Source organism: Haloferax sp. AB510 (assembly GCF_024136985.1).
Classification (GTDB): Archaea; Halobacteriota; Halobacteria; order Halobacteriales; family Haloferacaceae; genus Haloferax.
In genome coordinates this window covers 1-14,729 of record NZ_JAMYJY010000095.1, presented here as the reverse complement: position 1 = coordinate 14,729, position 14,729 = coordinate 1, and the positions used below count along the sequence as shown (strand labels likewise).

General features: G+C 63.1%; 12 protein-coding genes and 2 pseudogenes. 6 read left to right on the top strand and 8 right to left on the bottom strand.

The features are described from left to right. The coding region (locus NKF06_RS15975) for a GspMb/PilO family protein (protein WP_342766460.1) at positions 1–228 on the top strand (228 nt) is incomplete at its 5' end. 84 nt (positions 229–312) lie between these two features. Here the strand turns inward: NKF06_RS15975 and NKF06_RS15970 are convergent. Both NKF06_RS15970 and NKF06_RS15965 read right to left on the bottom strand, forming a co-directional pair. Further along, on the bottom strand, positions 313–1,671 hold the full coding sequence (locus tag NKF06_RS15970; RefSeq protein ID WP_253245967.1) for an aminotransferase class III-fold pyridoxal phosphate-dependent enzyme: 1,359 nt from the start codon (positions 1,669–1,671) through the stop codon (positions 313–315). A 172-nt stretch (positions 1,672–1,843) separates the two neighbouring features. Next, positions 1,844–3,478, bottom strand: a complete 1,635-nt coding sequence (locus tag NKF06_RS15965) for a BCCT family transporter (protein WP_253245966.1) — start codon at positions 3,476–3,478, stop codon at positions 1,844–1,846. 441 nt (positions 3,479–3,919) lie between these two features. On the opposite strand from NKF06_RS15965, the gene NKF06_RS15960 reads away from it, so the two are divergent. After that, on the top strand, positions 3,920–4,573 hold the full coding sequence (locus tag NKF06_RS15960; protein ID WP_042662781.1) for a hypothetical protein: 654 nt from the start codon (positions 3,920–3,922) through the stop codon (positions 4,571–4,573). Positions 4,574–4,644: 71 nt separating this feature from the next. Here the strand turns inward: NKF06_RS15960 and NKF06_RS15955 are convergent, their stop codons facing one another. Both NKF06_RS15955 and NKF06_RS15950 read right to left on the bottom strand, forming a co-directional pair. Next, positions 4,645–5,031: a Rid family detoxifying hydrolase gene (locus NKF06_RS15955; protein ID WP_253245965.1), complete on the bottom strand. Its 387-nt coding sequence runs from the start codon at positions 5,029–5,031 to the stop codon at positions 4,645–4,647. A gap of 18 nt (positions 5,032–5,049) precedes the next feature. Further along, entirely contained in the window at positions 5,050–6,429 is a 1,380-nt protein-coding gene (locus NKF06_RS15950) for an aspartate aminotransferase family protein (protein ID WP_253245964.1), read from the bottom strand. Between the two features lie 158 nt (positions 6,430–6,587). Here NKF06_RS15950 and NKF06_RS15945 point away from each other — a divergent pair, with 158 nt between their 5' ends. Beyond that, positions 6,588–8,255: an aldehyde ferredoxin oxidoreductase C-terminal domain-containing protein gene (locus NKF06_RS15945; RefSeq protein WP_253245963.1), complete on the top strand. Its 1,668-nt coding sequence runs from the start codon at positions 6,588–6,590 to the stop codon at positions 8,253–8,255. A 53-nt stretch (positions 8,256–8,308) separates the two neighbouring features. Here NKF06_RS15945 and NKF06_RS15940 read toward each other — a convergent pair whose 3' ends face one another. The 3 genes from NKF06_RS15940 to NKF06_RS15930 form a co-directional block, all read right to left on the bottom strand. After that, positions 8,309–9,106: an IclR family transcriptional regulator C-terminal domain-containing protein gene (locus tag NKF06_RS15940; protein WP_253245962.1), complete on the bottom strand. Its 798-nt coding sequence runs from the start codon at positions 9,104–9,106 to the stop codon at positions 8,309–8,311. A gap of 659 nt (positions 9,107–9,765) precedes the next feature. Then, positions 9,766–10,569, bottom strand: a complete 804-nt coding sequence (locus NKF06_RS15935) for an inositol monophosphatase (protein ID WP_253245961.1) — start codon at positions 10,567–10,569, stop codon at positions 9,766–9,768. Between the two features lie 733 nt (positions 10,570–11,302). Continuing rightward, positions 11,303–11,821: a universal stress protein gene (locus tag NKF06_RS15930; RefSeq protein ID WP_253245960.1), complete on the bottom strand. Its 519-nt coding sequence runs from the start codon at positions 11,819–11,821 to the stop codon at positions 11,303–11,305. Between the two features lie 81 nt (positions 11,822–11,902). Between NKF06_RS15930 and NKF06_RS15925 the strand changes: the two genes are divergently transcribed. After that, on the top strand, positions 11,903–13,297 hold the full coding sequence (locus NKF06_RS15925; RefSeq protein ID WP_253245959.1) for an SLC13 family permease: 1,395 nt from the start codon (positions 11,903–11,905) through the stop codon (positions 13,295–13,297). 418 nt (positions 13,298–13,715) lie between these two features. On the opposite strand, the gene NKF06_RS15920 is transcribed toward NKF06_RS15925, so the two are convergent. Beyond that, the gene (locus NKF06_RS15920) at positions 13,716–14,048 is read right to left on the bottom strand and encodes a beta-galactosidase small subunit (RefSeq protein ID WP_253245958.1); all 333 of its coding nucleotides are present in this window, start codon (positions 14,046–14,048) and stop codon (positions 13,716–13,718) included. A 327-nt stretch (positions 14,049–14,375) separates the two neighbouring features. Here NKF06_RS15920 and NKF06_RS15915 point away from each other — a divergent pair. Both NKF06_RS15915 and NKF06_RS15910 read left to right on the top strand, forming a co-directional pair. Beyond that, positions 14,376–14,480, top strand: a pseudogene (locus NKF06_RS15915) (IS6 family transposase); the annotation flags it as partial. 47 nt (positions 14,481–14,527) lie between these two features. After that, positions 14,528–14,729, top strand: a pseudogene (locus tag NKF06_RS15910) (IS6 family transposase); the annotation flags it as partial.

The following is a 14,729-nucleotide window of genomic DNA, read 5'->3' as shown; positions in this document are numbered from 1 at the left end:
GGCGACCTCTCCGAGGCCGTCGCCGCGTCGGGGGCCGAACTCGAGAGCGTCGAGCGCGCCGCCCGAACCGCGTCCGACGCGCCGAATCGCGTCCCGGTCGAGGTCCGACTCGACGGGAGCGGTCCGGACCACCTCGTGGACGCGCTCGACTCGCTGGCGGCCCTCGACGGCGTCGAAGTCGCTTCACACTCGCTGGACGAGCGCGGCGGTGAGTCTGAGTCGGTCTGACGAGTCCGGAAAAACGGGGTAGACCGCGTTTCGGGTTTGTTCTTTCCTACGCTGTTCGCGCTGTTCACTCGGCGACGCCGACCCTCACGCGACCGCTTCGGTCGCCACGGCGTCCATCGCCTCGCAGAAGATGCCCACGCCCATCTCGATTTCGCGCTCCGTGGAGTCGAGTGGGGGCAGGAGGCGAATCGTCTTCTTCCCGCAGCCGAGCGTGAGCAGGCCGCGGTCGAGCGCCGCCTCGACGACGGCGTCGCGGCGCTGTTTGGTGTCGAACTCGACGGCGAGCATCAGGCCCTTGCCGCGCACGTCGACCACGTGGTCGGGCGCGTCGTCGGCGAGGAGCTCCTTCGCCTGCCGGCCGCGCTCGGTCGCGTTGTCGAGCAGGTCGTACTCCTCGATGGCGTCGAGCGTGAGCGCGCCCTGCATCGACGCGAGCAGGTCGCCGCCGCCGAACGTCGACCCGAGGCGGTTCTTCTCGGCCGGGAAGACGTCGGACCGCGAGACGGTCGCGCCGACGCGGAGCCCCTTCGCGCTGGCGATGACGTCGGGTTCGATTGGGTAGTGGTCGGCGGCCCACATCTCGCCGGTGCGACCGACGCCCGACTGAATCTCGTCCACGACGAGCGGGATGTCGTAGGTGTCGCAGACGTCGCCCACCTCGGCCATGAACTCCTCGCTCGGGAAGCGGTAGCCGCCGACGCCCTGAATCGGTTCGAGAATCGCGAACGCGACCTCGTCGGGGTTGACGTGGCCGCCCTCCGGCGACAGGGAGTTCCGCAACTGGGACCCGCCGCCGGCGAAGAAGCCGCAGTCGCAGGCGTCGGCCGAACAGCCCGAATCCGCGCAGAACGGAACCGTCTCGATGCCCGCGACCTGCGGGTAGTGGCGGGTGTAGACCTCCTTCGACTTCGTGAGCGAGAGCGTCCCGAGCGTCCGCCCGTGGAAGCTCCCTTCGAAGGCGTAACCGTACTTCGCGGGGGCTTTGTGGTCGTGCGTTATCTTCATCGCATTCTCGACGGCCTCGGCCCCGGAGTTCGACAGGAACACCGTGTCCATCCCGTAGTGGGAGGACACGTCGGTGAGTTTGTCCATCAGGTGGCTCGCCCCGGGGAAGTCGGCCGTCTCGGGGTTGGGACCGGCTCCGAAGTACATGTCCTGACCGGCGATCTTCATCGGCTCGACGAGGTTGAACTCCCGGAGCTTCGACAGCACCTTCTCGTTGTTGTAGCCGAGCGGCGCAGCCCCGATGTGGCAGGTGAAGTCCAAGAGGACGTTGCCGTCCACGTCGGTGACGAACGGGCCGTCGGCCTCGGCGGTCACGTCCCAGACGAACTCGTGGGAGTACTCGCTGGGCGCGGCGTGCTCGTGGTGGAACTCGACCCACTGCTTCGCGTTGGGTCCGGGCAGCGCTGCTGCGTCCGGTTCTGCGGTATCCCGATCCATACACAGGATTTGTTGATACCGTACATTAAAACTTGGTATCATAGAGATTACCATGCGTCACGGTTCGCGACCGTCTCCGCGACCGCACCGGCGGCGCTCTCGGTCGGGACCGGTTTCAGAGAATGGAGATGGACGGAGACGGGGACGGAACCGCGTTCGGCTGGAGTCGGTGTCAGTCGTCGTCGTGGCTGGAGACGTTCGCGGCCGGCGCCTGTCCGCCGGTCGACTCCGACTTCCCCCAGAGGTTCGTCTCGTCTTGGAGGAGCAGGCTTCCGTAGTCGTCTTGGAAGGTCCGGATGAGCCCGAGCGTCGCTATCACGCAGATGACGGCGAACGGCGCGCCCGTGATAATCGCCGCGGACTGCAGGGCGTTCACGCCGCCGACGACCATCAGGATGGACGCGACCGCGCCCTGGAGGACGGCCCAGAAGATGCGGTTGAGCGCGGACGGTTCCTTTTTGCCGCCGGTGGTCATCATCGACACCGCCAGCGTCGACGAGTCGGCGGAGGTGACGAAGAAGGTCGTCACGAGCACGAGGAACCCGAACAGGAGCAGCGGTCCGACGATGGGGAGGTTACCGAAGAGGACGTACCCCGAGACCGCTTCGCCGTACTCAGAGACCGGTCCGAGGACGTTCGCTGCGCCCGTGTGCTGCATGATGACGCCCGCGCCACCGACGATGGCGAACCACGGGACCGTCGCGAGCGAGGTCGCGCCGATACCGGCGAACGCGACTTCGCGGACGCTCCGACCGCGCGAGATACGGGCGATGAACAGGCCCGCGAAGGGTGACCACGCCAGCGGCCAGAGCCAGTAGAAGACGGTCCACGCGTTGACCCATTTGCTGGCGCTGGTCGCGGTGGCCTGCGTGAACAGGCTCATCTGGAAGAAGTCGCCGATGAACCCACCGGTCGCCTGCGTGCCGAGTTCGAGGATACGGAAGGTCGGTCCGAATATCAGCGTCGCGAGCATCAACAGGGAGAACACGACCATGTTGAAGTTCGAGAGCCGGCGAATCCCCTTGTCGACGCCAAGCACCAACGAGATGGTGAAGATGACGACCATCCCCGTGATGACGAGGATGGTCCCCACGTCGCCGAGTTGGATTCCCCACTGGAAGTTCAGGCCGGTGATGAACTGGCTCCCGATGAAGCCCAGCGAAGTCGCGACGCCGCCGAGGGTCGCGAACACCGCGAGGATATCGACGAGTTTCCCGATCGCGCCGTCGACGTTGTCCGCGCCGAGAATCGGCGTCAGGACCGCCGACACGCGAAGCGGCGCGTCGTAGTTGTAGACGAAGTAGCCGATGGCCAGACCCATCACGGTGAAACACGACCACTGGGTCAGACTCCAGTGGAAGATGGAGTACTGGACCGCCAGCGGCATCGCCGCCGAGGACTGGGCCTCGGCCCCGTACAGCGGCGGGACCGTTGAGTAGTGGAACAGCGCCTCCGCGGGCCCCCAGAAGACGATACCCGCCGCGAGGCCGGCGGAGTACATCATCGCGAAGTACGAGAGGAAGCTGTACTCGGGGTCCTCGTCACCGAGCTTCAGGTTCCCCCACGGCCCGAATATCACGAAGCCCAGGAACAGGACGAACCCGAGCATCGCCAACAGGAAGAACCAGTTGAACGTGGCGAGAATCCACCGGCGAATCCCGAGGACGAAGTCGTAGGAGGCCTCGGGATTGAGGCTGAACGCGCCGACGAAGAGCAGCGTTATCGCCGCCCCGAACGCGAACACCACCGGCTCGATTTCGTCGAGGAACCGCCCGACTGCGCCGTCAGCGGAACTCATGGTCGACACCCCCGTGTTCGACTGCCCCGTTCGACCCCGCCCGGACGGGGCCGTCGCCTCCCGACTGACTGGTCGGGGCCCGCGCCCCGAACTGTGCGTCACGACGACCGTTGCACGCGTGTGCTCTGTTGTGGTCTGACATACTCTCGCTCCGGCGGACACCATGCTACGTGATGTCCTACATCACGACAAGTGCAAACATTACCAATAAAATTTGTGGTTATCGGTGACGCCGAGAACGAAATCCGTTTACAAACGGTCGGAAAATCGGGCGTCGACCCGCTGCAGTCGTGCGCTTTCCTCGCTGAGTAGCGTCTCGTCTCAACGCTCGGCCGGTGCGTTCACGCGAACTGTAGACGAGAACTCGTGATAGTCCGGATATCGCCCCGAATCCTCCGGATATTCGGCCCGTTCGTAACGCTTAATCGAATTCGTACACGGGTTCTGTATATGGCAAACGACGCCGACGGAACGGACGGCACCGACGACCTCGCCTACGCCGCCGACCGCGGCCGCGGCATCCTGACGCCGAGCGACCGCGAGTTCCTGCTCGGCCGGAAGACCGACTACACCGACCACTCGAAAAAACAGAAGCGCAACCGGATTCGACGCCGCCTCCGCAACGCGATACTCGATTTCACCATCCTCTTCGAGTCGCTCGAAGACCGCGACCGCGAGACGGTGTTCAACCCCGACGCCGCCGACCGCGAGGCGTACACCCGGGGCATCACTGACATGCTCGCGTTCCTCCACCTTGGGACGATGGGCTACTACACCCCGTTCAAGGACATGCTCGCCGAGGGTGTCAACAAGGCCGAACAGGAGCTGGCCGGCTCCGACTACCGGATGGTCACGGTCGATTTCAACGTCGAACCAGTCGGTCAAATCGACGTGGACGCCGTCATCGACAAGCTCGAACGCGGCGCGTTCGACCAGCTCACGGACGAGGAGCTACAGGCGTTCGTCAGGCTCCTCGCTGAGTCCGACGACTTCTCGGCGACCGACCTGCGGGCCGATATGAAAGCGCAGATGTCGGAGTTCGTCGAGCGAATCGACGCCGCGAACGAGCGGCGTGACCGCCGAGTCGACGAACTGAACGACTGAACGTCGGTTCGTCGGCCCTCGGAAAATCCGTGGTCGCGCGGTCGAGCTCCCGAGCCCCCGCGCCCTGCGACCTATTCGAGATACGCTATCGCGTCCATTTCGACCTGCACGTCACCGGGCAGTCGCGCGACCTCGACGCAGACGCGGGCCGGCGGCACCTCGTCGAACCGCGCGCCGTACGCCTCATTCACCCGCTCGTAGTCGTCGAGGTCGGTGACGTACACCGTCAGTTTCACCGCGTCGTCGAGGCCGTCGCCGCCGGCCTCGGAGACGACGGCCGCGATGTTGTCGAGTACGCGGTCGGTCTGTTCCTCGATGTCGCCGTCGACCTCCTCGCCCGTCTCGGGGTCGACCGGTCCGTACCCCGAGACGTAGAGCGTGTCGCCGGCGACGACGCCCTGCGAGTAGGGGTTGTCCGTGCGCGGGGCGTCGTCCGTGATGACTCGTTCGGGTGGCATCGTGGTGTGTGACCGTGATTAGACTCGTTTCGTTTCGGCCGTGACCGCCTCGATGCCGTCGGTGATGACGTCGAGCGCCGTCTCCGCGAGGTCGCGGGTGAGCACGAGCGGCGGGAGCAGGCGCAGGATGTTGCCGTGCCGTCCGGCCTTCCAGACCAGCACGCCGTGTTCGAAGCAGTACTGCTGGAGCGCGTCGGCCGCGTCGCCGTCCGGGTTGCCCTCGGCGTCGACGAACTCCGCGCCGATGAACAGCCCCTTCCCGCGAACGTCCACGATTCGCGGGTTGTCTTCTGCGACCTCGGAGAGCCGTCCGCGGATGTACTGGCCGAGGTCGCGGGCGTGCGCGAGGAGGTCGTGTTCCTGGATGTACTCGATGGCGCGGGTGCCGGCGCGCATCCCGACGACGTGGCCGCGGTAGGTGCCCGCGTGGTCGCCCGACCCCCACGTGTCGAGGTCTTCGTGGTAGATAGTCGCCGACAGCGGGAAGCCGGTCCCGCCGAGCGCCTTCGCCGAGGTCATCACGTCCGGCGTGACGCCGTACCACTCGCTGGCCCACCACTTGCCGGAGCGACCGAGGCCGCTCTGAATCTCGTCGAACACGAGCGGCACGTTGTTGTCGTCGGCGATGTCGCGGAGGCCCTTCAGGAAGCCCTTCGGCGGGGTGACGACGCCGCCTTCGCCCTGAATCGGCTCGACGAAGATGCCTGCCGGGTTGGCGAGGCCGCCGTAGGGATCCTCGAAGATGGCCTTGACCTCTTCGAGACAGTGGTCCACCGCCTCCTGCGGGCCTTTGCCCATCTCGATAGTGTTCGGGTAGGGCGCATGGACCACGTCGGGGAGGAGCGGCGAGTAGTCGCCCTTGAACTTCTTGTTGCCGGTGAGGCTCATCGCGCCGCTGGTCGCGCCGTGGTACGCGCCGCGGAAGGCGACGAGACCGGTCCCCTCGGTGTTGTACTTGGCGAGTTTGATAGAGGCCTCGATGGCGTCGCTCCCCGTCGGGCCACCGAAGACGACGCGGTTGTTCCCGCGCAGTCCCGCGGGCGCGATTTCGTCCAGCTTCTCGATGAGGTCGAGTCGGGCCTCCGTCGGGAAGTCGACCGTGTGGACGAACTTATCGGTCTGCTCGTGGACCGCGTCGAGGACGTACGGGTTCGAGTGACCGACGTTCAACACGCCGATACCGGCGAACATGTCGATGAAGGTGTTGCCGTCGGCGTCGCGCACCGTCGCGCCCTTCCCGCTTTCGAACGCGATGGGGATGTCTTCGGGGTACGAGACGGCACTGCTGTCGATTCGCTGCTGTTTTTCGAGGAGTCGCGTCGAGTTCGGCCCCGGAACGTCGCCCACGTTCGGCGCGTCGTCGAAGTGCAACTCGTGAATCGGTGGACCTGCGACCATACCTCAACCCATGTAGAACAGTCATAAATAATTTGTCCACGCTTCCTATTGATGACGTACACAGTATCCGGTTTCGAAGCGGGCTTCCCGCGGTGATTTGGTTATCGACACAACAGTAACCACAATGGATTTGTGCGAGGCAACTCCTTCTTTTTCCAATGTTACACGCAAAAGGTCCGCTGCTCACGGTCGACTTAGGAGACGAGACCAGTCGGACGGAAGACATCGACGAGATTCTCGAATCCTACGTCGGGGGTCGCGGAGTCGCCACCCGCCTCGCTCACGAGCGCGTCTCCTTCGACGTTGACCCCTTCAGCCCGGAGAACCGGGTCTACTTCAGCACCGGTCCCATGCAGGCCTCGAACATGAGCTTCACCGGTCGCACGAACTGCACCAGCGTCTCGCCTTTGACCGGCGGCCTCTGCTCGTCGAACGCGGGCGGGTTCGTCTCGCGGAACTTCGCGGACGCGGGCTACTCGGCGGTCGAACTCACGGGCGCGAGCGACGAACTGGTCGTCCTCCACGTCACCGACGAGGGCGTCGAGTTCGAGGCCGTCCCGGACCTCGCCGGCGCGACGGTCCCCGAGACGGTCGCGTACCTCGACGACGAACACGGTATCGAAGCCGACCGGACGATGGTCGTCGGCCCCGCCGGCGAGAACCTCGTGCGCTTCGCCTCCATCATGACGAGCACGGAGCGCGCGTTCGGCCGCGGCGGCCTCGGTGCGGTCCTCGGGTCGAAGAACGTGAAGGCGCTCACCTTCGGCGGCGACTCTGCGCCGGACATCGAGATTCCGGCGACGCAGATGGAGATTCACCGCGAGGCCGCCACCGACGACCACATCATGAAGCGGCAGGGGACCGTCGCCGTGCTGGACCTCGCCAACGAGATGGATGGCCTTCCGTCGTACTACTTCTCCGAGCGCCACTTCGAGGGCGCGGAGGGCATCAACGGCGACGCCATCGAGAAAAAGAAGTACAAGAAAGGCACCTGCTCGGCCTGCGCGTTCGCGTGTAAGCTCCCCACGAGGGACGAGGAGGCGGGCGTCGAAACCGAAGGCCCCGAGTTCGAAGTCACCATGGCGTTCGGGTCGAACTCCGGTGTCGACGATATCGTCGAGGTGATGAAGTCGAACGAACTGTGCGACCGCTACGGCCTCGACGCCATCTCGGCCGGCAACACCGTCGCGGCCTACCTCGCCAGCGAAGACGAGTTCGGCAACACCGACCTCATCCACGACCTCGTGGAGAAAATCGCGCTCCGGGAGGGCGTCGGCGACGACCTCGCCGAGGGCATCGCCCGCGTGCACGACGACCTCGGCGTGGAGAACTGGACGGTCAAGGGGATGGACTTCGCCGCCCACGAGGGGCGCGTCCTCCACGGACAGGGCCTGTCGTACGCCGTCGCCAACCGCGGTGCGGACCACATGTACGCGGTGTTCTACTCGCAGGAGTACCCGCTCGTCGGCAAGGACGACGCCTACCCGCCGGAGGGCTTCGAGGGCAAGCCCAAGCGCCTCATCGAGAAGGAAAACCAGATGGCGCTCAACGACAGCGGCATCGTCTGCAAGTTCTCGCGGGACTTCATGACCCCCGAGCGCTACGAGACGCTGTTCGGTGCCGACTTCGAGGACCTGCTGGCCGTCGGCGACCGCATCGTCACGCTCGAACGGCACTTCAACAACCAGCGCGGCTTCGACCGCGGCGACGACACGCTCCCGTACGCCGACGAGTTAGACGGGTTCGAGGCGGCGCTCGAAGCGTACTACGAGCGTCGCGGGTGGACTGACGACGGCGTCGTTCCGTCCGGAAACGTCCCGGCGTAACGCGTCCGACGAACGTTCCTCCCTTTTCATTTCTCACGTCTCGTCCCCGATTCTCACTCTTCGTTCGTTTCGCTCGCTTGGGTCTGATACAGTTCCGCGACGCCCTGTTCGAATCGCTCGGCGGCGCGTTCGAGCAGTTCCACCTGCGTCGCCCGCGTCTCCTCGTCGATGACGTAGGCGGGACCGCTCAGGTTCAGCGACCCGTAGACCTCGCCCCGTGGCGACTTCACGGCCTTCCCGATGGCCCAAAAGCCCTCGACCGCCTCGCCGCTGTTCTCGGCGTACCCCTGCTCGCGGACCGTCGCCAACTCCGCGAACAGTTCCCCTTCGGTCGTGATGGAGTCGTCCGTCGCCGCCGGCAGTCCCCAGCGGTCGATGATTTCCCGCACCCGCGTCTCCGGGTACTCGGCGATAATCGCCTTGCCCGAACACGTCGTGTGGACGTGAAACGGACTGCCGTCGATGAGAAAGCGCGGGGAGTTCGCGAACTCGAGGTCGCCGTACAACGAGACGATGCGGCCGTGTTCTTCGACCGCGAAGTCCGCGTCCATCGACGACTCGCTGTCGAGCCACGAGACGGTCTCTTGGGCGACCCGGTAGTAGTCCTTGCGCGTCCTGACGTAGTCACCGAGGTGGCAGAACTTCGCTCCCAGTTGGTACTCGTTGTCGATGTTCACGACGTAGCCGTACTCCGCGAGCGTTTTGAGGTGGGCGTGGACGGTGCTCTTCGCGAGGCCCGTCACCTCGACCAACTCGCCCATCGTCGCCCCCTCCAGTTCGAGGATGTGGTCGACGAGCGCCAGCGAGGCGGCGGTCGTCTTGAGCACGCCGGACGGGTCGTGTCTATTCATGGAGGGGAATCCACGGTCAGGGGTTAAAGATGTACCTCCGTTTGTGGGGCCAGCCGTGTCTACCAGCGACCGAGACATCGGTCCTGAACGCCCGGTCGTAAACGACCTGTGTCAGGCATTCGACGATTCGGTCTGTTCCGGAAAGCCGAACGTTTATATGCCCATTCTGAGATTGACAATAGTTAACACACGTCTCTGGAATACTTACGAACGATACAGATCGGAATTATCAGCTTTTCCGCGGGGTGACCGTCCCGTCTATATATACCTATTCGGAAGTTAGGAACGCCGAGTCTCCCGAGACGCGTGAGACTCGACTTCACGGGCGAGCGAAGACCTGAGACCGTCTCTCTCGTCGCGGCTTTCGGACGCGTGAACGTTTAAGTAAGGGTACGGACCGAACGATGCCATCGCACTACTGTCTACTCTTTGTGTCGACAGTCCTCGTCTCCGACCTCCGTTCTCGGTCGACTCACGGTGAAATCCCGCTCGCCCTCTCGTGACAACATTACTACATTCGCGTGGCCTCCCCGGAGGGTTACGTCTCCCATCGATGCGCTTTCCACCCATGTCCATTACAGACATAAATCTGTAAGTCTGGTGCTCCCAGCCATCCGTCACGAACTGTCTGTCCGGTCGGGTGGGAGCGGGTGGTGCCGCTACCGCGTCGCCTCGAACGCCGCCTGTGCCGCTTCGAGTACCTCGTCATGTGCGTGTCCGTTCGACGCGACGAGACCCGGCTGTCCCGGTCCCCAGTTGTTTCCGTGGAGGTCGGTTACCGTTCCGCCCGCGCGTTCGACCAGGTAAACTCCGGCCACGGTGTCCCAGGCGTTCGGCTGTTCGTCAAGCCCGACGACCGCGTCTATCGACCCGTCGGCGAGTCGCGAAAGCGTCAGTTGCGTCGTTCCGAGTTTCCGCATCTCGCCGAACGTGCCGAAGATGTCCCCCGCGAGTCGTTCGATTCCCGGTCGGTCACCGTCCTGATACCGGAGCGTCGAGGAGACGAGGAACGCGCTGGTGTTTGACTCGTCGTTGACGGAGATGGGTCGTCCGTTCCGCTCGACTCCGTCCTCCGTGGCGATGTAGGTATCTCCCGTCTCGGGGGAGACGTTCACCGCCGCAATCGGTGTCTGGTCTTTGACGACGGCGACGCTCGTCACCCACTCGCGGGCACCTCGGGTGTAGTTCTGCGTCCCGTCTATTGGGTCGATAATCCACGCGTACCCGGACTCGGGGACGGTCTTCAGTTCGTCTTCCTCCTCGCCGACGACCGCATCGCCGGGGAACCGCTCTCGAATCGTCGAGATGACCCGCCGTTGCGTCTCGCGGTCGACTTCCGTGACGAGGTCTATCGCGTCGCCTTTCTGCTCGATATCGAGTTCGGTTCTGAAACGCGCCGACGCGTGGTCGGCACCTCTCTCCGCGGCATCGATTGCGACTTCCGCGCGGGGGTCCGTGTCCATAGCGACTATGTACTACACGGTGAGAAAAAGCCTCGGACAGCGGTCAAGCCTTCGCGGTCTTTTGCCGAATACGCGATGGGAGTTAGCTGTCGGTTAGTTTCTCCCGGTGGGTGTACGCATTCTGAGGGTCACAACACGCCGACTCACGGTATCTCGACCGTTCTTCCTCTCAGAACGACTATCCGCGGTTCGATACGAGTACGGCACCCCTCAGAGCGGGGCTCTGCGCCCACTCGTGACCCTTTGTCCGAGGCCACGAGTTAGCGCGTGGTCGAAACCGGTCTCTGTAGCGCCTTATTCGCGACTCCACCATCTCTGAGATAACTCACCAAGCGAGCTCGTTGCTCGTGGGGGCGTGCCGATCGGTGCGGTCGAAGCATCCGATGCATTCTGTCTTCCTGCGAGTGTTGGAACTCTCGACGCAGCGGTCTCTTCAGCGCCTAAAATACCGATATTCGAATGAAATCTCTCCATTCTATTACGTGTACAATTGTGTAACGTTTACCTGTGTGTGACCGATAAAAATTCTCAGATAGCAAACGAGATGTGGCAACCAGTACCGCTAGTCGGGGGTCGATTTCAATTTCGCGTGAGTCGGCTAGAGGGGTCTCGAAGGAGAACAGAATCGATGGTAATCCGTCTGCTCACGTGCGTACTTCACCGACTGAACAGTCCGCGGTTGAATTCTCTCGACGGGCAAGCGGTTCTCACTGACGACTGCGGGAGACGAGGTTCACCGAGTGGTGACGGTGACGAATCCGTCGAACTCGAGGATGACTCGCTGCGTGGTGTCACCGAAGATGGCCTTACCTGCCGGCGATCGTTGACGTCCGGAGAGGAAGATGTGGTCGCACTCGTTTTCGACTGCCGCATCGAGTACTTCGGTGGCCTTGTCGCCGAGAGAACCGACCGCCCGGTACTCAACCTCGAAATCAGCGAGCACTTCGCGTCCGAGGTCTTGAGCGAACTTCATCGCCCCTTCTCGCGCGTCGTCGTGTGTGTAACTCCTCGAAGAGTTCAGGAGCGTCCCCATCGTCCCGCGTCGGACTTTGTACTCGTCTTCCGTCGTCACGTGGATGAGGACCATTTCGGCATCCATCTGTTCGGCCACCGAACCGGCTTCGCGGACGACCTTCTTCGAGGTTTCCGATGGGTCTACGACGGCTAGGACTCGTTCCATACCGCCTACACGTGGGCCGACTTTGAAGAAACTACGGGCAGCGACGCCGTAGATCCCCTCAGAGAACGTCATATTTCATTTAACTGCATACATAATCAAGCATTGGCACATAGTAACAATTATTAACTAATATGATTGATTCGAAGACGGATCATGACGGTTGAGTTCGTCCATAGTCCGCTACTTACGTTCGTAGTCGGGCTCATACTAGTTGTACTGTTCCTCGTCGTGTGGGACCTCCCCGCGTTCGTGGGGTTAGGACTCGCCGCGTTCTCCGTCGGCATCGTCAACTCGGTGTTCGTCTCGGACTTCGCGCTTGTCGATGCGGCGACGAGAACGGCAGCGGCGTTCGGAAACGGGATGGAAGGTATCGGTATCCCGATCCTCATGGCGGCAATCATCGGCAAGTCGATGCTCGAAAGCGGGTCCGCTCAACGTATCGTGCGGACGTTCCAATCGCTCGTCGGACGAGAGAACTCGGAATTTGCGCTGTGGGGAAGTAGTACGGTCCTCTCGATTCCGGTGTTCTTCGACAGCGTCCTGTTCCTTCTGGCGCCGCTCGCCCGATCGATGCGTGCGCGCCGCGGCAAGAACTACGCGTTGTACCTCATCGCCGTGGGCGCCGGCGGCTCTGCGGCGCACGTGTTCATTCCGCCGACTCCGGGGCCGCTGGCAGTCGCTAGTCAAGTGGGCGTCGACCTCGCCATGACGATGGCTGTCGGTGTGGCCGTCGCGATTCCCTCGGCGACGATGTCCGGGCTCGTCTTCGGCCATTGGGCCAACGCTCGGATGGAGATTCCGCTGCGAGACTCGATGGGGACGACGACCGAAGAACTCGAAGAACGGGCACAGCAGAGCAGTAGCTCGCTCCCGGGGACGTTCGAGGCCGCGCTCCCGATCGTCCTCGCGGTCGTGTTAGTGAGTTCGCTTACGATTCTCAACACGCTCGAACCGCTCTATCCGTCGCTCGCGGTTGTCAGACCGGGAATCGCGTTCGTCGGAGACAAGAACGTCGCCATGACGCTCGCTGGGCTTACAGCGGCGCTCACGTACCTCCGCTGGTCCGACCTCTCGCGTTCGCTGTGGGAAGACGAGCTTACTGAGGCACTCAAGAGCGGTGGGAACATCGCTGCAATCACCGCGATGGGTGGCGCGTTCGGTGCGCTGCTCGCCGCGTCGGGAATCGGCCCGTACATCGCCGATAGCCTCCGTGGTATCGGCATCGGACTGCTGGTGACCGCGTGGCTTATCGCCGCTATCGTCCGCATCGCACAGGGGTCCGCAACGGCCGCGATGCTGACGACTGCGGGTATCATGGCACCGCTGACGAGCCAGCTCAACGTCCACCCCGCGTACCTCGTTATGGCAATCGGCTCGGGCGGCATTATCTGTTCGTGGTACAACGACTCCGGCTTCTGGCTGATGAAGGAGATCGGCGGTCTGACGCAGATGGAGACGCTGAAAACGTGGACAGCGCTGACGACGATTATCTCGGTCACGGGAATCGCTTCGGTGCTCGTCTTCTCGGCTATCGTTCCGCTCGCGTGAATTTCGGCCGTCGAAACCGAGCGGCAAACGGAAGCGATGCACGCACCGAGACCACAACCGCGTAATCTTTTCGTGGCCGGTGGAGCGGTCCGGGCCGTCCGAGGAAGTGGCTGATTACTCCCGTTTTCCCGCCAGCGACGACGCGTCGTTCGTCACCAGCCACCTGCTGTACGTCGCCGGCGGTGACGCTGTGCTGTAGGGTCCGGTCGGTCACTCGCAGACCGAACAGCAGGCTGAACTGCAGTTGAGAGATGCAGCGAACGGTACGAGTTGAACGGTTGGGGATACCGACGCGACTGTTTGCTCTGCGACGTTCGGGTCGACTCTTGAATCCGGTTCGGTTCTCAGTGCCGAGTTTGCGACGTTTCCCCTGTCGTTACGGGTGGGAAAACGAGGACCGAGGACCGAGGCCCGAACGCTACTCCTGCGCGCCGGGGAGCCGTCGGTTCGCAAGCGCCATCGGGTCGTCGCTGTCGGGGTCGAACGGTCGAAGGACGACGCTGAACGTGGTCGATTCGACCGGGACCTGATACCGGTCGAGCGGGTCGGTCGGGGTTCCGCCGAGGCCGGTCACCCGATGGTCGAGATTGAGCCCGACGGACCCGCGTTCTTCCAGTTCGTACTGGTGTTCGGCCGCCGCGGGATTCGCCCACTGTTCGAGGCTGACGTTCGCGTCCTCGTCGACGTTGGCTTTGTGCACGTACTCGCTCTCCTCGATTTCGGAAACCGCCGGTTCAGCGAGTTCGCTCACGTCCAACGCCTCGTCGACCTCCTTGCGATCAACGGCCGAATCCGCTTGCGGGGAACCCCCGATCTTTGAGGGTGTCCAGGACCCCGTCGTTGTTCTTCAGCGAGCGATTGCGCCGACTCGTCCGCTGGACCGAGCCGTACTATCCGTGAACGGCTAGTCGTGGTGGATCCGCCCAAGCAGTACCCTACGAATCGGTCTTCAGTCGATCTTCTACTTGTGTGACTTGCTCATCGCTCAAATTATACTGGATGAATAATAATTGGGAAAAGGGCACTGTCTAGTTAAGCCAGTTTGAGGAACGAGCAGGTCGTTGAGTAGTTGGTCAAGGTGCTCGCAGACCTGTTCAGCGAGTGCTTTGCGACGGATTTAGAAGAAACTTGGGAGCGTGAGCGGACAGCGACGTTGACGAGACGCTTTGCGTCTCGTTCGCACACCAGAAACCAGAGGTTTCTGGGGACGTTGACGAGAGCAAAGCTCTCGTGCAGCCCATCAGAACGCGAAGCGTTCTGAGGACGCCCGTTAGGGCGTTCACTGTCCAGCTTCACGCGACCGGCTGTTCTCTCAGAGAGACAAAAGAAATTCTTCGATTGCTCGGCGTAGAACGGTCTCATCAAGCTGTTTGGCAGTGGGTACATCGGCTGGCTGACAGCGATCACAACCCGCCTGAGGCGAAGCCGAAGC